This window comes from Edaphobacter aggregans DSM 19364 (assembly GCF_000745965.1).
In the GTDB taxonomy this organism is placed as follows: domain Bacteria; phylum Acidobacteriota; class Terriglobia; order Terriglobales; family Acidobacteriaceae; genus Edaphobacter; species Edaphobacter aggregans.
Window position 1 is genome coordinate 18,716 of sequence record NZ_JQKI01000023.1, and the last position, 16,550, is coordinate 35,265.

The 16,550-nt window shown below is 61.4% G+C and carries 15 protein-coding genes; 9 read left to right on the forward strand and 6 right to left on the reverse strand.

Annotated features, from left to right (window positions below; genetic code table 11):
• Window positions 1-76: 76 nt before the first annotated feature.
• Window positions 77-2,167 carry a phosphocholine-specific phospholipase C gene (locus Q363_RS11720; protein ID WP_035350311.1) on the forward strand — a complete coding sequence of 697 codons (2,091 nt, stop codon included), beginning with the start codon at window positions 77-79 and terminating at the stop codon, window positions 2,165-2,167.
• Between the two features lie 305 nt (window positions 2,168-2,472).
• On the opposite strand, the gene Q363_RS11725 is transcribed toward Q363_RS11720, so the two are convergent.
• On the reverse strand, window positions 2,473-3,426 hold the full coding sequence (locus Q363_RS11725) for an aldo/keto reductase (protein WP_035350313.1): 954 nt from the start codon (window positions 3,424-3,426) through the stop codon (window positions 2,473-2,475).
• 245 nt (window positions 3,427-3,671) lie between these two features.
• Between Q363_RS11725 and Q363_RS11730 the strand changes: the two genes are divergently transcribed.
• Both Q363_RS11730 and Q363_RS11735 read left to right on the forward strand, forming a co-directional pair.
• Entirely contained in the window at window positions 3,672-3,872 is a 201-nt protein-coding gene (locus Q363_RS11730) for a cold-shock protein (protein WP_035350315.1), read from the forward strand.
• Window positions 3,873-4,025: 153 nt separating this feature from the next.
• Window positions 4,026-4,478, forward strand: coding sequence for a hypothetical protein (locus tag Q363_RS11735; RefSeq protein WP_035350317.1), 453 nt, complete (start codon window positions 4,026-4,028; stop codon window positions 4,476-4,478).
• Between the two features lie 339 nt (window positions 4,479-4,817).
• Here the strand turns inward: Q363_RS11735 and alaC are convergent, their stop codons facing one another.
• The 4 genes from alaC to Q363_RS38005 all read right to left on the reverse strand — a co-directional run bounded on the left by alaC (window position 4,818) and on the right by Q363_RS38005 (window position 8,160).
• Window positions 4,818-6,002 (reverse strand): alanine transaminase, encoded by a 1,185-nt coding sequence (gene alaC / locus Q363_RS11740; RefSeq protein ID WP_035350318.1) that lies wholly within the window; start codon window positions 6,000-6,002, stop codon window positions 4,818-4,820.
• A gap of 91 nt (window positions 6,003-6,093) precedes the next feature.
• Entirely contained in the window at window positions 6,094-6,585 is a 492-nt protein-coding gene (locus Q363_RS11745) for a protein-disulfide reductase DsbD N-terminal domain-containing protein (RefSeq protein ID WP_245632172.1), read from the reverse strand.
• Window positions 6,585-7,238: a TlpA family protein disulfide reductase gene (locus tag Q363_RS11750; protein ID WP_035350391.1), complete on the reverse strand. Its 654-nt coding sequence runs from the start codon at window positions 7,236-7,238 to the stop codon at window positions 6,585-6,587. Before Q363_RS11750 ends, Q363_RS11745 begins: the two co-directional genes overlap by 1 nt.
• Before the next feature lie 109 nt (window positions 7,239-7,347).
• Window positions 7,348-8,160 (reverse strand): class I SAM-dependent methyltransferase, encoded by an 813-nt coding sequence (locus Q363_RS38005; protein WP_084080262.1) that lies wholly within the window; start codon window positions 8,158-8,160, stop codon window positions 7,348-7,350.
• Window positions 8,161-8,368: 208 nt separating this feature from the next.
• Here Q363_RS38005 and Q363_RS11765 point away from each other — a divergent pair, with 208 nt between their 5' ends.
• The 6 genes from Q363_RS11765 to Q363_RS11785 all read left to right on the forward strand — a co-directional run bounded on the left by Q363_RS11765 (window position 8,369) and on the right by Q363_RS11785 (window position 15,744).
• Window positions 8,369-9,373 carry a KpsF/GutQ family sugar-phosphate isomerase gene (locus Q363_RS11765; protein ID WP_051978671.1) on the forward strand — a complete coding sequence of 335 codons (1,005 nt, stop codon included), beginning with the start codon at window positions 8,369-8,371 and terminating at the stop codon, window positions 9,371-9,373.
• A gap of 502 nt (window positions 9,374-9,875) precedes the next feature.
• The gene (locus Q363_RS43965; protein ID WP_035350323.1) at window positions 9,876-10,088 is read left to right on the forward strand and encodes a hypothetical protein; all 213 of its coding nucleotides are present in this window, start codon (window positions 9,876-9,878) and stop codon (window positions 10,086-10,088) included.
• Between the two features lie 8 nt (window positions 10,089-10,096).
• The gene (locus Q363_RS43970) at window positions 10,097-10,354 is read left to right on the forward strand and encodes a GNAT family N-acetyltransferase (RefSeq protein WP_245632176.1); all 258 of its coding nucleotides are present in this window, start codon (window positions 10,097-10,099) and stop codon (window positions 10,352-10,354) included.
• A gap of 93 nt (window positions 10,355-10,447) precedes the next feature.
• A complete protein-coding gene (locus Q363_RS11775; protein WP_035350324.1) occupies window positions 10,448-12,256 on the forward strand; it encodes a proline--tRNA ligase in 1,809 nt (602 codons plus the stop codon).
• A 12-nt stretch (window positions 12,257-12,268) separates the two neighbouring features.
• Window positions 12,269-14,866, forward strand: coding sequence for a transglycosylase domain-containing protein (locus Q363_RS11780; protein WP_035350327.1), 2,598 nt, complete (start codon window positions 12,269-12,271; stop codon window positions 14,864-14,866).
• Window positions 14,867-14,958: 92 nt separating this feature from the next.
• Window positions 14,959-15,744 carry a CPBP family glutamic-type intramembrane protease gene (locus Q363_RS11785; RefSeq protein ID WP_035350328.1) on the forward strand — a complete coding sequence of 262 codons (786 nt, stop codon included), beginning with the start codon at window positions 14,959-14,961 and terminating at the stop codon, window positions 15,742-15,744.
• Here the strand turns inward: Q363_RS11785 and Q363_RS11790 are convergent.
• A complete protein-coding gene (locus Q363_RS11790) occupies window positions 15,651-16,526 on the reverse strand; it encodes a CPBP family intramembrane glutamic endopeptidase (protein ID WP_035350330.1) in 876 nt (291 codons plus the stop codon). The genes Q363_RS11785 and Q363_RS11790 overlap by 94 nt on opposite strands.
• Window positions 16,527-16,550: the final 24 nt, after the last annotated feature.

The following is a 16,550-nucleotide window of genomic DNA, read 5'->3' on the forward strand; positions in this document are numbered from 1 at the left end:
CTTCCTGTCACACCCTAGAAATAACCGCGCACTAGCCTCTCTGAGCAGTCAATCTTCACTTGCGAGGCCCTCCCACATGGCTACCGATCGTCGTACATTCCTGCAGCTTTTAAGCGCAGGCGCCGTCACCGCTTCCTTCCCCTCCAGCATCGCTCGCGCGCTGGCTATCCCCGCCAACAACCGCACCGGCACCATCAACGATGTCGAGCACATCATCTTCATGATGCAGGAGAACCGTTCCTTCGATCACTACTTCGGCGCCCTCCGCGGCGTCCGTGGCTTTGGCGATCCCCGTGCCGTCACGCTACAAAACGGCGATCCCGTCTGGAAGCAGCCCAACGGCAACAACAACTACGTTCTTCCCTTCCATCCCGGAGCCCCCAATCTCGGCCTGCAATTCCTCGAAGACCTCGCCCACGATTGGGAGACTACCCACGCCGCATGGAACAACGGCAACAACGACCAGTGGGTCCCGCAGAAGGGCACCACCACCATGGCGCATCTCACCCGCAGCGACATCCCCTACCACTACGCCCTCGCCGACGCCTTCACCGTCTGCGACGCCTACCACTGCTCGCTCCTCGGACCCACCGATCCCAACCGCTACCACATGTGGACCGGCTGGGTCGGCAACGACGGCAAGAACGGTGGCCCCGTAGTCGACAACGCCGAAGCCGGCTACGACTGGTCCACCTATCCCGAGATCCTCGAGAAGGCCGGCATCTCCTGGAAGATCTACCAGGACATCGGCGAAGGCCTCGACGCCGCCGGCTTCTGGGGATGGACCGGCGACAACCCCTACATCGGCAACTACGGCGACAACTCCCTCCTCTACTTCCACCAGTACCAGAACGCCCCCGAGGGCTCACCGCTCGCTCAGAAGGCCCGCACCGGAACTAACATCCTCAAAGGCGGCTCCCTCTTCGACATCTTCAAACAGGACGTAGCCTCCGGAAATCTCCCGCAGGTCTCCTGGCTCGTCGCGCCCGAGTCCTACACCGAGCATCCGAACTGGCCTGCCAACTACGGAGCCTGGTACATCTCGCAGGTCCTCGACATCCTCACCGACAACCCCGACGTCTGGAGCAAGACCGCCTTCATCCTCATGTACGACGAGAATGACGGCTTCTTCGACCACATGCCTCCGCCTGTCCCGCCGCAGACACGCGCTCAGGGCCTCTCTACCGTCCCCATCACCAACGAGATCTTCGGCGGCGACAACAACAACCCCACCCCCGGCCCCTACGGTCTCGGCATGCGCGTTCCCATGATCGTCATCTCCCCCTGGAGCAAGGGCGGCTGGGTCAACTCCGAGGTCTTCGACCACACCTCGCTCATCCAGTTCATCGAGCGCCGCTTCGGCAATCACGCCAACATCAATGAACCCAACATCACCCCGTGGCGCCGCGCCGTCACCGGCGATCTCACCTCCGCCTTCAACTTCAAATCGCCCAACGCCGCCACCGTGCCGCTGCCCAGCACCATCGGCTACCTTCCACCCGACGATCAGCGCCATCCCGACTACAAACCTGTTCCTCCCACCGATCAGGCGATGCCCACGCAGGAGTCCGGCACACGTCCGGCTCGCGCCGTCCCCTATCAGCCCAGCGTTCACGCGCAGATCAATCCCGCGAACGACACCGTCACCCTCAACTTCGGCAACACCGGCAAATCCGCCGCCGTCTTCCACGTCCGCTCGGGCAACACCAACGCCGGCCCCTGGACCTACACCGTCGAGCCCTCTGCTCAGGTCTCCGACAAGTGGAGCTACAACACCGGCAACCAGAACGCCTACGACCTCTCCGTCTTCGGCCCCAACGGTTTCTTCCGCTCGTTCATGGGCAGCCTCTCAGGCCAGAACAAAGCCAACCTGCAGATCATCGTGCACCCTGACATCCTGCAGTCCGGAATCTCGCTTGATATCATTAACCTCGCCGGAACCGCTCAGGTCAGCATCACCGACGTCTACACGAACAAAAAGACCACGCACAAACTAAACCCCGGCCAGCCTCTCAACCACCACTTCAACCTCAGCAAAACCTACGGCTGGTACGACCTCATCGTCGAGGTCGACTCCGACCCCACCTTCCAGCAGCGCATCGCCGGACACCTCGAGACCGGCGAAGACAGCGTGACCGATCCGGCGATCGCTGCCGTAATGAGCTAACCTCACCCAACGATGCGGCAGCCGGGCATCGTTCGGCTGCCGCATCGTTCTTCTAGTTCCCACCGCTCAGGCCCTCCGCTCACGTCGAACTCTCTGTCGAACCAACCGCCTCAACCCAACACAGCTCCCAGCTGAATCCCGCGCGTCAAGCATCGCCGGGTGCCCCATATCTGGCGGCCTTGATTGCCGGGCGCCCCACATCTCGCTTCTGAGATTGGGTTTGCAGAATGCTTCTCCGAGCGTGCTTTCCCCTAAAACAAAAACCCCGGCCGGCAGCCGGGGCTTTTCGTTACAACCGCTCCAAGCTACGAAACATGCTCCTTCAGATAAGCCTGAATCTCCCCGAACTCCTCCTCCGATAACCGGAAAGTCGCCCCAGGAATCACGCCCTCCACCTGCTTCGCGCTGCGCCCGCCGACGATCGCCGCAGTCACCGCGGAATGGTGCCGCACCCAAGCAATCGCGACCACGCCCGCGCTCACGCCATGGCGTTTGCCGATCTCGCCGATAAACTCCGCGACCGCAATATTCCGCGAGAGCAACGGCTCCTGGTAGTTCTTCGCATTGCGGCGGAAGTCGTCCTTCGGAAAATTCGCCACGCGCTCCTTCGTCATCGCTCCCGTCAGCAGGCCCGAGTGCATCGGCGCATAGCTGATCGTCCCAATGCCATTCTTCTCGCAGAACGGCAGAACCTCCGCCTCTATCGACCGGTTCAGCATCGAGTACGGCGGCTGGTTCGACGTAATCGGAGCGATCTTCATCGCCCGCTCCATCTGGCTCACGCTGAAGTTCGACACGCCAATCCAGCGCACCTTGCCCTCCTTCTTCAGATCGGCCATCACGCCCCACGCCTCTTCCACGTCCTCATCCGGCTTCGGCCAGTGCATCTGGTACAGGTCGATCGCCTCCACACCCAGCCGCCGCAGGCTGTCCTCGCACTCGCGCCGTACCTGCTTCAGACTGTTCGTCACCTCGCGCTTCTCGTTCCACACCAAGCCGCACTTCGTAAGCACGTACGGCTTCTGCGAGGCCGTCTTCAGCGCTCGCGCCACCACCTCTTCCGAGTGGCCCAGACCGTATACAGCTGCCGTATCGATCCAGTTGATCCCCAGATCCAGCGCCTTATGAATCGCCGCAATCGAATCAGTATCGTTCTGCGGTCCCCACGCAAACTGCCAGTCGCCGCCGCCGATCGCCCACGCGCCAAAACCAATTGGTGTCAGCGCCAAATCAGAGTTACCAAGTTGCTTCTTTTCCATACAATCATCTTACTTACCGCGTCAGCCGCCATCCAAAGCCGCCAAAAGGTTGCCCGCCTGCCGCAGCTCGCGCTATTACAAACCCGTTACAGAAATAAGCCCCTTTTATCCACACACCTGTTAGACTTGTATCTGACCGTCGAATCCGGTCTGGTGTTCTTGCTTGTTCTGGCAGTCCGCTCTACTCGCAATCAATTCCAACATCTGAGTTCAGCGGTAAATTTGCTACATCAAGGAACAAGTCAATGGAACAAGGAATCGTAAAGTGGTTTAACGACGCAAAGGGCTTCGGCTTCCTCAGCCGCGCCAACGGTGAGGATGTCTTCGTGCATCACTCCGCCATTCAGAGCAACGGCTTCCGTTCGCTGCAGGAAGGTCAGAGCGTTCAGTTCAACGTCGTCAAGGGCCCCAAGGGCTGGCAGGCCGAGAACGTCCAGGCCCTCTAATCGACTTCAGGTAGAAGGACGGTCCGCCTGTCTCAAGGGACGGACCGTCCCTCTTCGTTTAGCCCACTCCCTCTACCCGGAACCCTCCCGCGCTTGGCCTGCGCTCCTCTCCCCTCGCCGCTCCACCGTACTCAGGTCCCTCGGAGGTTTTTAATGTCTACCGCCCCATTCAGCAACAAGTACACCATTAAGTCCCTCGAAGAAGAGATCAGCCTCTTCGAGCGCAAGCTTGCCCACCTCCACAAGTTTGAGAGCTTTCCCTCCGACGCCGACCGCGACATCGCCGCAGCCAAACTCTCGGCCAAGCGCGACCGCCTCATCCGCACCGTCCGTGACCTGACCGAAGGCGTCCCGTCCCCCGATGCCCCCGCGAAGAAGGCAAAAGTCGCCGCGAAACCAAAGCCCTCCACCCGCTCAAAGGCAGCGGCAAAGCCCGCCGCAGAGCCGGAAGCTCCAGTCGCAGACGTCCCCCATCAGCCGCTCCACCCTGACGCCGGAAACCCTGCACTCCCCCGCCTTGCCTCTCCATACGCAGGAACGTCGCTCGACTCCGAGCAGGAGCTAAAAAACTACCTGCAAACCCGGGCAAAGAATCTGCAGGCCTGATCGCCGTCCCCACGACGAAGGCACCAACAAATTCTTTCTGCCCAGAACCTCAAAAAACGGGCAGAAGACGCGTGTCAAGCCCCCGATCCAACTAACCAGCATACAATCAGCAACTTACATCTGCCAATTGATTTCCCTCCATCTGCTAGACTTAAAGTCTAAGCATAAGAAATAAGAAAATCCCCGGGCCATTCCGGGGATTTTCTTATTTACTTTCAATAATCTACAAAAACCACCTTTACAATCAATAGTTTAGCGTCAAAATACGGGCCTAACTTATCTGTTTTGAATACTTTGCACAAAGACAGGGGGAGCCCTAGCCGTTGCGAAACATCCGCCCTAACCGTTGCGGAACATCTGCTTGATCCCGCGCAGCGCCTGTCGCGTCCGCTCCTCGTTCTCGATCAGCGAGAACCGCACGTAGCCGTCGCCATGCTCACCGAACCCGACGCCCGGGCTCACCGCGACCTTGGCGTCCGTCAGCAGCTTCTTTGAGAACTCGATCGAGCCGAGCCCGCGGTACTGCTCCGGAATCCTCGCCCAGGCAAACATCGTCGCCTTCGGCAGCTCCACCGGCCACCCCAGCTTATTCAGCCCCGGCACCAGAACATCGCGCCGGCACTTGTAGTTCTCCACAATCTCCCGCACGCACTCCTGCGGCCCCTCCAGCGCCTGGATCGAGGCCACCTGGATCGGCGTGAACGTCCCATAGTCGAAGTAGCTCTTGATCCGGCCCAGCGCGTAGACCAGCTTCCGGTTCCCCACCATGAAGCCCACCCGCCACCCCGGCATGTTGTAGCTCTTCGACAGCGTGAAAAACTCGACCGCAACGTCCTTCGCGCCCGGAACCTCCAGCACGCTCGGCGCGCGATACCCGTCAAACACCAGGTCCGCGTAAGCAAGATCGTGAACCAGATAAATCCCCAGCTCCTTGCAGAGCGCTACAACCCGCTCGAAGAACGGCAGGTCGACGCACTGCGTCGTAGGATTCGCAGGAAAGTTCAGGATCAGCAGCTTCGGCCGCGGCTCCATCCGCGGCAGCTCATACTCAAGCCGCGTCAGCACGTCGTCCGCGCCGGCCACATCCGCAATATTGATGCTCCGCACCTTCGACCCCGCGATCACCGGCCCGAAGATGTGGATCGGATAACTCGGATTCGGAACCGCCACCGTATCCGCATCATCCAGCACCGCCAGGCACAGATGCGCGATGCCTTCTTTGGAACCGATCGTCACGATCGCCTCGGTCTCCGGGTCGATCTCGACACCGTACCGCGTCCTATACCAGTTCGAGATCGCCCGCCTCAGCCGCGGAATCCCCCGCGACAGCGAGTAGCGATGCGTCTGCGTCTTCTGCGCCGCCTCAATCAGCTTGTCGACGATGTTCTTCGGAGTCGCTCCGTCGGGATTTCCCATCCCGAAGTCGATGATGTCCTCGCCCCGCTTGCGTGCCGCGGCCTTCAGCTCGCTGGTGATGTTGAACACATAGGCTGGCAGCCTGGTCAGTCTTCTGAACTCTTCCATTGCACTGCTCGTCTCGCTTTACCGTCTCGTCCCATCATGCCATCGCGCCGCATCGCGGCAGCCGCTCACCGCGCAGCCGGAACCGTTCTCGCTACTTCGCGGTGAGAACGACCTCAACCGGAAGACTCTTCGGCGGGTAACACGCCGCGTTATCGCAAGCCTGATAGCGCAGCACGCCGCTCACCGTGTGCGAGCCAGCTTCAGCAACCACCGGAAGCTTCACCGTGAACGCCCCCGAATAAACATCCAGCTTCTCCTTAGGCTCGAAGCTGAAGCTGTACTCGGTCCCCGCCGGATACTCGATCGCCTCAGCCTTCACCCCCGCCGCCGGCTGAAGCGTAAGGTTCGTCGGAATCAGCAGCTCCGACTTCGGAGTATGCGAGTTCACATGAAATCCATCCGTGACACGGAAGCGCAGCTCAACGACGGCCTTCTTCCCTGCCTTCACCACCTGCTCTTCGGCCGCATAGCTCACATACTGCTTCGGCTTCGCCGGCGGAGTCGTCAGGCTTTCCTGCTGCGCCCCCATCGTCGACGCCAGCCCCGACCCCAGCATCAACCCAGCCACAACCGCAGCCCGCATCACTGACCACCTGCCTGAGCCACCGCGCCCGGCCCAACAATCTTCTTGATGTTCGCCTCGATCTGCTCCTTCGAGCCCAGCCCCGCCGTCTGCTCCACAATCACGCCGTTCCGGTCCACATAAAACGACATCGGCAGCACGTCCAGCCCGCCGTACGCAGTCTGCACCTTCCCATCGGTCAGCAGGATCGGATAGCTCACGCCGGCCTTGCCCGCAACCTTCGCAATCGCGTCCTTTCCCGCATCAGCATCATCGGCCAGCCCAAGCACCTCAAAGCCCTGGGCCGCATACTGCTTACGAAACTCCTCGAACCACGGCATCTCAACCTTGCACGGCCCGCACCACGTAGCCCAGAAGTTCACCAGCACCGGCCGCCCCTTGTAGTCCGCCAACGACACTTTCTTGCCATCCAGGCTCGTGAGCGCAAACGCCGGAGCCTGCTTGCCCCGCATCACCGGAACCAGACCGTCGGCCTCGGTTCCACTCTGCGAACCACCCTGCGCCTCCGAACCCTGCTTCTCCGGAATCAGCACCACTTGGCTCTCGCGCGCCCTCTGCATCGCCAGCTTTCGCTCGCGAAGGTTATGCCAGCCCGCCCAGAGCAGCAGAGCAATCCCCACCACCATCACACCAAGAACCAACGCTCTCCGCATCACAATCCGCATCCTTCCGGCCCAAACAACAAGCACTACCTTCAGTTTAGACGCATTCGTGAGCTGACTGCTCTTGGGAGGAAAATCTGGCTCTGCAGCGCTGCCCAACCTACGCGAAGGCTGCTCGCATACCCCACGCCTCAATCACCCTCGGCATACATCCCACCGTTCCTTCCGTGCGCGCGAACGTATAGAGCTGATCGATAATACTGTCGGCCTCCTCTCGCGATAGGAGCCCTTCGTCGATCACGGCATCCGCAATGTTCTCCATCGTGAGCGGAGAGATCAGCTTCACCTCTCCATCGGTTCCCGCGGGTTGGACCACATTCATCCGTATCTGCTGGAACCCCGCATCCGCGAGAAGCGACGGTAGTTTCGGCCCGATGCAGGGATCTCCTCCCCTGCGCTCCACTGTGCGCATATACAGATCGACATACTGCCGGTGAGCTTCAAAGTCGGGATAGGAAAAGTAGCCGCGAAAATCAATATCCTCCACCGCGATGATCCCATCCGTGCGCAGTGCCCCGTACATATGGCTCAGCGCAGACACCGGATCAGGCAGGTGCGTCAGAATGAATCTGCAATGAACGAGATCGAATTTGCCTTCGACCTCCTCCCGCATGATGTCGGAATATCGAAATTCGACATTCTCTACCTGCTGTTTTGTCGCCTCATCCCGGGCCAGATCCAGCTTGATCTGATCGATGTCGGTGGCGACGACTCGTCCTGCTCGGCCAACCATTCTCGCCAGATCGAAGGCTACGTCTCCACTTCCGCAGCCAACTTCAAGACAAGTCATACCAGGCCGCGTGCCTACACGCCGTAGCAGTTCAAGGGTCGTCGGTTGCATCACCCTCGACAGAATCCGTAGCCGCTCCCACCCTTCGATACCGCCGCGAATAATATAGTGCTTCAGCGACATCGCAAGCCCTCCTCAACTACATCGTGCAGGGCCCCGTAGCAGATTACTCTAGTCCCCTCGCCGCAAATTTGCATATGAATTTTCCTGATCCGACAGACCCTATTACGGCTCGTACAACGCCGTCGTCGTCACCCGCTCTGCTAGCATCGGGAAGGCTCAAAACGATGTCGCTCAGAATTACCCGCTGATAACAACACCTCGCAGAATCATGTCCGACGCTCCGCTCAATCCCGAAGGCCACACGCTCCCCTCCGAGTTCGTCCGCATCGAGGCCCGCGCTCTGCTCGAGCTCTCCCTCCGGCTCGACGGCCCCATGCTTCCACCCTTCACCCAGGCCGTCGATCTGCTGCTCGAGACCATCGCCCGGCAGAGTCGCATCATCGTCACCGGCATCGGCAAGAGCGGCATCATCGCCCGCAAGATCGCCGCCACGCTCCGCTCCACCGGAACCCCCGCCCACTACCTGCATCCCGCCGACGCCGTGCACGGCGACCTCGGCATGCTCTCGCACGGCGACACCGTCATCGCGCTCTCCTCGAGCGGCGAGACCGAAGAACTCCTCCGCCTTCTCCCGCTCCTCAAGCGGCTCGCCGACAAGATCATCACCCTCTGCGGTTGCCCAACCTCAACCCTCGCGCAGGCCAGTGATGTCGTACTCGACTCCAGCGTCTCCACCGAAGCCTGCCCGCACAACCTCGCGCCCACAGCCTCCACCACTGTCATGCTCGCCCTCGGTGACGCGCTCGCCCTCGAGGTCAGCCGACGCCGCGGCTGGCGTCCCGAAGACTTCGCAGAGCTTCACCCCGGAGGCCGCCTTGGCAAGCGCCTCGCCCGCGCCGCCGACCTGATGCACTCCGGCGATGCCCTGCCGCGCGTCCTTCCCTCAACCCCCATGCCCCAGGTCATCTACGAGATGTCCCGCAAGAAGCTCGGCATGACTACCGTGCTCGACGACAACGGCCTCCTGCTCGGCATGATCTCCGACGGCGACCTGCGCCGCCTGCTCGAGCGCGACGGCGGCCGTGCCCTCGATCACACTGCAGCCGAGATCATGAATACGCATCCCGTCACCATCGCGGCATCCGCGTTCGCGTCCTCTGCGCTCGCCCTGATGGAAGAGAAGAAGATCACCTCGCTGATCGTCACCGATCCTCACCATCAAGCTCAGGGCGTCGTTCATCTCCATGACCTCTGGACATTGCAGCTCCTTTGACGTTTCCATCAAAGTTCAAATCAACATTGAACTAAACTGGAAACCAAGGTAAATTCGACGCCAATGCGCATCATTTCCGTTCGGTGGGAAGCAGTCGCAACTATATTTGCAATTGGATACGGGATAGTTGGTCTCGGCAATTTTCTATTTTTTGCGTTTACCGATGCTCCATCCCTGTCCCTGCCCCTAGGCATAGTGGGTCCTCTTTTTCATCTCAATATCACTATCAACCTCTCGCGGTCGACAAGCACAATCTATTGTCTTTTTGGCTGCTTTGCCTCAATTCTTGCGCATGCCTTCACCGGTTGGCTCTCGGGGGCGGCGATGGCAGTATGTTTCAATGCTCTGGCCAAGAGAACGGGTGGAATCGATGCAAAATTTGTTTCAACAACCCACGAAGAGAGTTCTGTAAACTCCGTAAGCTAACATGACTGTCTTTCGTGAGCGATGGACGTATCTCCACGATCTCTGGACTCTCGAGCTGATCTAACCGCAGCGCCGCATGCAGGAGCCTCTCAACCTCGACTCCCTCTCGATGCCCCTCACTCCAGAGGGCCTCTGCGAAGGCGAGTTCCAGCTCGTTCTCGTTCGCTTCGAGCTCCATCCCGCGCATCACGTGCCGACCTACCAGTTCTACATGGTTCATCGCGAGACCCACGAAGTCCTCGGCAACATCCGACTCTCCATCGGCTCAACCGATCACCTCGTCCGTTAGCAGGCCACATCGGCTACGGTGTCCTTCCTCAACATCGAGGTCATCGCTACGCAGCCCGCGCCGTTCGCCTCCTCCTTCCCTTTGCGCACAGGCTCGCCATCAATCCGCTCTGGATCACCTGCGACCCCGAGAACTTCGCCTCACGAAGAACCCTCGAGCTCGCCGGCGCTGAATTAGTCGAGATCGTCGACGTTCCCGCCGACTGCATCATCCATCGCAAAGGCTATCCCCGCAAGTGCCGTTATCGTCTGTCGACGCAACCGTAACGATTCGCAGACAAATCGGCCTGCGTCGGAAGTTAGAATAGGGAGAACGTCATCAAGCCCTCGCTCGAAGAGCCGGAAGGTCACTCAGAACGCATGCATCGCTGGTCGCAACTCTTCATCCCCACCCTTCGTGAAGCCCCTGCAGACGCCGAGGTCGCCAGCCACAAGCTCCTTCTCCGCGCCGGCTACGTCCGCCAGCTCGGCGCAGGCATCTACAGCTATCTCTTCCTCGGCAACCGCTCCATCAACAAGATCATCGCCATCGTGCGCGAGGAGATGGACAAGATCGGCCAGGAGTTTCTGCTGCCCGCGCTCAACCCGCGCGAGATATGGGAGGAGACCGGACGGTGGCAGGTGATGGGCGACAACATGTTCCGCCTCAAGGACCGCAAGGGCGCCGATCTCTGCCTCGGCATGACGCACGAAGAGGTCATGACCTCCATCGCGCGCAACGAGCTGCGCAGCTACAAGCAGCTCCCGCAGATCTGGTACCAGATCCAGACCAAGTTCCGCGACGAGCCGCGCCCCAAGTCCGGCCTGCTGCGCGTGCGCCAGTTCATCATGAAGGACGCCTACTCCTTTGACATCGATGAGGCGGGTCTGGACGATAGTTACAACAAGCACGATACTGCCTACCGCCGCATCTTCACTCGCTGCGGGCTCGAGTTCGTCGCCGTCGAAGCCGACTCTGGCGCCATGGGAGGCTCGGCCTCGCAGGAGTTCATGGTCTACACCGACGCCGGCGAAGACCTCATCGCCAGCTCCTCCTCCGGCTACGCCGCCAACCTCGAGAAAGCCACTTCGCGCCTCGCTCTGGTCGAAGATCTCGCGCCCACAGGCGACGGCCAGCCCGAGCTCGTCCACACGCCCGGCCAGCGTACTATCGAAGAGGTCGGCGCCTTCCTCAACGTCCAGCCGCAGTACCAGATCAAGACCATGGCCTACATGGCCGCGCTTCCCGAGGCCGACCACGCTAAGCTCGGCGCGCTTCGTCCCGTCGTCATCTTCCTCCGCGGCGATCACTCGCTCAACGAGGCCAAACTTGCCGCGCTCGCAGGCGGAGAACTACGCCCGATGACTCCGGAAGAAATCGTCGAGATCTTCAAGGCTCCCGCCGGCTACCTCGGCCCCATCGGCCTCGACCCCGCGCCGCACCCGAAGAAACCCGGCACGCTCGTCATCCTCGACAAAGCTCTCGAAAGCCGCACCAACCTCATCGCCGGAGCCAACAAGGAGGGGTACCATCTTCGCAACGTCACTCCCACGCGCGACTTCAAGCCGACCGTCGTCGCCGACGTGCGCAACATTAACGAGGGCGAACTCGATCCCGTCTGCGGCGAACCTCTGCGCCTCGGCAAGGCCGTCGAGATCGGCCACATCTTCAAGCTCGGCTACAAGTACTCCAAATCCATGGGAGCCTCCGTCCTCAACCGCGACGGTAAAGAGGTCACGCCCATCATGGGAAGCTACGGCATCGGCATCGAGCGCATCCTTACCGCGGCCATCGAGTCATCCGCCGCAGCAAACGATGGCTCCGCCTACGCCCTGCACCCGGCTATCGCGCCCTTCCAGGTCGTCGTCACCGTCACCAACACCGCCGACGCCGCCCTGTCCTCCGCCGGCGAAAAGGTTGCCGCCGAGCTCACTGAGGCCGGTCTCGACGTTCTGCTCGACGATCGCGACGAGCGCGCCGGGGTCAAGTTCAAGGACGCGGACCTCATCGGCATCCCCTATCGAATCAACATCGGACGCGGAATTGCTGAAGGCAAGGTTGAATTCGTTGACCGCCTCAACCGCCATACCCAAGAAGTTGCACTGGAGCGCATAGCCTCAACCGTAGCTGATCAGATAACATCCGCCCTGCAGCCCGCGCTTCCCGCTTTTGCCATCAAACCGTCTTAAGAAAGAAGCACCTTGCCCGTCAAACTCAAATACGGCAGCAGCAAATCCGGTGGCACCCAGCGGAGCTTCATCGACAGGCTCCATCTCGAGAACCGCTTCGTCCGAGTCGCGCTGGTCGCAGTGCTAGGCTGCCTCGTACTTGCCGCCACTGTCTTCGGCTACTTCTACTTCAAGTACGAGCGCATCGTCGACGACCGGCTCGCCAAAGGGCCGATGTTTGCCAGCGTCTCGCAGATCTACGCCGCCCCGCGCGAGGTCCGCAACGGCCAGAAGCTCTCCGCCTCCACGATCGCCGCTGACCTCCACCGCGCAGGCTACAACAGCAACCCGCAGCTCGGCACCTACCAGATCAACGGCGACAGCATCTTCATCAAGCCCGGCCCCGAGAGTTACCACACCACCGACGGCGCCACCATCACGACCAGCAGCGGAGTCGTCCAGCGCATTACCGCCGAGAACGGAGCCGCGCTCAGCGCCTACGAGCTCGAGCCGCAGCTCATCACCGCGCTCTCCGAGGACAGCAGCCGAACCAAGCGCCGCCTCATCACCTACAAAGACATTCCCCCGCGCATGGTTCAGGCGGTCACCTCCATCGAAGACCGCAACTTCTTCGAGCACAGCGGCATCAACTTCCTTCGCATCGTCAAGTGTGGCGTCCAGGATGTCACCAGCGGCCGCAAACGCTGCGGCGGCTCCACCATCACCATGCAGCTGGCGCGCGGCTTCTTCCTCACGCCCGAGAAGCGTCTCAAGCGCAAGCTCATCGAGATCCTGATCACCTTCCAGCTCGAGTCGCGCTTCTCCAAGCAGCAGATCTTCGAGATGTACGCCAACCAGATCAACCTGGGGCACCGCGGAAGCTACGACATCAACGGATTCGGTGAGGCCTCGCAGGCCTTCTTCGGCAAAGATCTCAAGCAACTCGACACCGCTCAGGAAGCCCTCCTCGCGGGCATGATCCAGAGCCCAAGCCGCCTCAACCCCTACCGTCACCCCGAGCGCGCCATCGCTCGCCGCAACGTTGTACTCGACTCCATGGTCGAGACCGGAGCCATCTCCGCCTCCGAGGCCACGCGCGCCAAGGCCGAGCCCCTCCGCCTGGCGCCCCTGAGCGTCGACGCCAGCGAGGCCCCCTACTTCGTCGATCTCGTCCACGATCAGCTCGTCCAGCGCATCAGCGATCAGGATCTCGCTCATCAGAGCCTCCGCATCTACACCTCTCTCGATCCCGACCTCCAGCGCGCTGCCTCCGAGGCCGTCGATATCGGCATGAAGAACGTCGACGAGATGGTGCGCAAGCGCTACGCCCGCAAAGAAGATGGCGGCCCCATCACCTATCCGCAGGTCGCGCTCATCGCCCTTAACCCCCACACTGGCCAGGTTCTCGCCCTCGTCGGCGGAAGAAACTACGCGCAATCGCAGCTGAACCACGCCGTCGCCCAACGTCCCACCGGCTCTATCTTCAAGCCCTTCGTCTACGCCACGGCCTACAACACTTCGCTCAATGGAACGAACATCGACGGTAACGGTCCCTTCACCGCAGTCACTAAAATCAACGACGATCCCCAGGACTTCGGTACCGCTGGTAAGTCGTATATGCCTGGCAACTTCGTGAAGGGCGAGTACCCCGGCATGGTAACTGCCGTCAACGCCCTCGCGCACTCGCTCAACATTGCCACCATCGCTCTTGCCCAGGAGGTCGGCTACAACAATGTCGCCGCGCTCGCCCGCTCAGCCGGCATCGCAAATGTCCGCGGAACCCCTTCGGTCGCAATCGGGTCCTATGACGCCACGCCTATCGATATGGCCGGCGCTTACACTGTCTTCGCCAATAGCGGAGTTCACATCAACCCGTGGATGCTCGCCTCGGTTCGCAACCCCAACGGCGACATCGTCGCCGACTACGCGCCCGAGGCCAAGCAGGTCATGGACCCGCGAGCCGCCTACCTTACGCAGTCGCTGCTCGAAGGCGTGATGAACTACGGCACCGCCGCAGCCGTCCGCGCACGCGGCTTCAGCGCTCCCGCAGCCGGCAAGACCGGAACCAGCCACGACGCCTGGTTCGCCGGCTACACCTCCAACCTCATCTGCATCGTCTGGGTCGGCAACGACGACTACACCGACGTCAAGATCGAAGGAGCCCACGCCGCTGCGCCGATCTGGGCCGAGTTCATGAAGCGTGCCATCCAGCTTCCGCAGTACTCCGACGTCAAGCCCTTCTCGCCGCCCGAGGGTGTCACCGTCGCGAAGGTCGACCGCGATTCGGGCCTGCTCGCCGACTCCTCGTGCCCCGACCACACGACGAACGCCGCCTTCCTCGACGGAACCGCGCCCACCGGGTCCTGCAGCCAGATGAACGAGAGCCCCCAGAACTTCTTCCAGAAGCTCTTCGGCCTCGGCGGCCACCCGGCAGAGCCAAATCCCGCCTCAAATCCGTCTTCTGCCGCGCCGCCACCCGTCCCGCATTCCTCTCCCGTCACCTCGCCGAACGCCACCCCTCCGCCCAGCCAGCCGGAGCAGCCGCAGAAGAAGAAGAACATCTTTCAAAAAATCTTCGGCGGCGGCGGAGACAAGAACAAACAGCCGCAGCCCGTCCCGGCCCCGCAGTAGTCTGTGCCACATCGTAAAAAATTGTCTCGCTCGACTGCACCACGACCCGAGAAATGGTCTAAGATGTTTGCTTCCGTTGCGAGAACGCCGCCATGTTCTGCGAGTCAGACTCTTCGGCCGTCGCCTCGATACCCCGTCCGTCTCTCTCCCCGAGTCGGCGACGCGATCTCCTCGAACTTACCACCGGCTACGGCCTTATCCTCCTTGTGCTCTGGACGCCGCGCTACTTCCAGAGGCCCCTCTATCTCGCTGCCGTCGCCTGGATTCTTCTCGTCACCATTCTCTCGTTCGACGGCTGGGCCATCACCGGCCTGCGCCCCTCGCGACCCAGCCGTTCGCTCTGGACCCTCGGCGGCGCACTTCTCCTCGCATCCATCGCCATCGTCTTCGCCCTCAAACTCCGCACGTTGCACCACCCGCACGGCACCGCGCCCTTCATCAAGGCATTCTGGGGATACGCCCTCTGGTCGCTCGTACAGCAGTTTCTGTTGCAGTGCTTCGTCCTGCTCCGCCTGCTTCGCATCCTCCCCAGTCAACGCGCAGCGATTGCCGCGGCCGCCGGCCTCTTTGCCACCGCTCACCTCCCCAACCCGCTCCTCACCGTCATCACGCTCATCTGGGGATTCGCCGCCTGCATGCTCTTCCTTCGCTACCGCAACCTCTACACGCTGGGACTGATGCACGCGATCTTCGGAATATCCCTCGCCATCACCGTTCCCGGCCCGGTCAGCCGCAACATGCGCGTCGGCCTCGGCTATCTCCGCTACCCCTCCACACACGGCCTTCATCTCAGCCAGAGCGACCACACCGTGTCCACCGAGGCATGCGTCATCGCCGCCGCCCCTACCCTGCGCTCCGCGCGCCACGCCCGCCCGTAGAACACCCCCGCCACCGCCGCCAGCAATACATAACGCCAGTTGAAGTACGCTGCACGCTTGTTGAAGTGCGACAGCCCAAACAGCACCGCCGTCAACACCAACGCCGGAACCCGCCCCATGCGCCGCTCCAGCAGATTCTGCAACCACCCTCGAAAGAACAGTTCCTCTGGCACTGCAATGAAGAAGAACGTCCCCACAAAGGCTCCCGCAGCCCGCGCAAGACTAGGCAATCCGACGTGAAGATGCAGAAACTCCAATGCCAGCCCAAGCGGCAGCGCAATCGGCACGTAGAAGGCGAACTCCCTCAGCCCCACCACAACGTCGCGCCAGCGCAGCCGCAGATCGAACCCCACGCCATCCAGCTGCCGGATCACCAGAAATCCATAGATCCCAGCATCCAGCAGAAGCATCTTACTGAAGACCGCCATCCGCGGCGGCCACGCCGGCTCAAACCAGCGCAGATCGACCGCCAGCCCCAGTACCGCCAGCACAAAAAAGTCGCGCCACGTACCGCGCCCACCTGGGTCGCTCTGCCTGGCATGCTCCAGCAGCACCGCCACCGCAACCGGAAGCAACGCATACAGCGCAAACCAGTCCCATAGAAAGATCCCGCCCCACCGCGCCACCAGCACGTAAGGAATACACAGCAGCGCAGGCAGCATCAGCCTCACCGGCGGTGGAAGTCTCTTCCTGAGCCCTCGAAACCAGTCTGCAAAGAACGCCGCCGCAACAAACGGCGCCAGCGTCAGCAGAGCTGCAACGACAGTAGCCGGGGCCAACATCCCGTCAGTCTAGTGGTTCGCAGC

Excerpts from the sequence above, each read along its gene's own strand:
- Q363_RS11745 (WP_245632172.1), bottom strand. The coding sequence starts at position 6,585 with ATGCGGGCTGCGGTTGTGGCTGGGTTGATGCTGGGGTCGGGGCTGGCG.
- Q363_RS11725 (WP_035350313.1), bottom strand. The coding sequence starts at position 3,426 with ATGGAAAAGAAGCAACTTGGTAACTCTGATTTGGCGCTGACACCAATT.
- Q363_RS11790 (WP_035350330.1), bottom strand. The coding sequence starts at position 16,526 with ATGTTGGCCCCGGCTACTGTCGTTGCAGCTCTGCTGACGCTGGCGCCG.
- alaC (WP_035350318.1), bottom strand. The coding sequence starts at position 6,002 with ATGGAAGAGTTCAGAAGACTGACCAGGCTGCCAGCCTATGTGTTCAAC.
- Q363_RS11720 (WP_035350311.1), top strand. The coding sequence starts at position 77 with ATGGCTACCGATCGTCGTACATTCCTGCAGCTTTTAAGCGCAGGCGCC.
- Q363_RS11775 (WP_035350324.1), top strand. The coding sequence starts at position 10,448 with ATGCATCGCTGGTCGCAACTCTTCATCCCCACCCTTCGTGAAGCCCCT.
- Q363_RS43965 (WP_035350323.1), top strand. The coding sequence starts at position 9,876 with ATGCAGGAGCCTCTCAACCTCGACTCCCTCTCGATGCCCCTCACTCCA.
- Q363_RS38005 (WP_084080262.1), bottom strand. The coding sequence starts at position 8,160 with ATGTCGCTGAAGCACTATATTATTCGCGGCGGTATCGAAGGGTGGGAG.
- Q363_RS11735 (WP_035350317.1), top strand. The coding sequence starts at position 4,026 with ATGTCTACCGCCCCATTCAGCAACAAGTACACCATTAAGTCCCTCGAA.
- Q363_RS11785 (WP_035350328.1), top strand. The coding sequence starts at position 14,959 with ATGTTCTGCGAGTCAGACTCTTCGGCCGTCGCCTCGATACCCCGTCCG.
- Q363_RS11750 (WP_035350391.1), bottom strand. The coding sequence starts at position 7,238 with ATGCGGAGAGCGTTGGTTCTTGGTGTGATGGTGGTGGGGATTGCTCTG.
- Q363_RS11765 (WP_051978671.1), top strand. The coding sequence starts at position 8,369 with ATGTCCGACGCTCCGCTCAATCCCGAAGGCCACACGCTCCCCTCCGAG.
- Q363_RS11730 (WP_035350315.1), top strand. The coding sequence starts at position 3,672 with ATGGAACAAGGAATCGTAAAGTGGTTTAACGACGCAAAGGGCTTCGGC.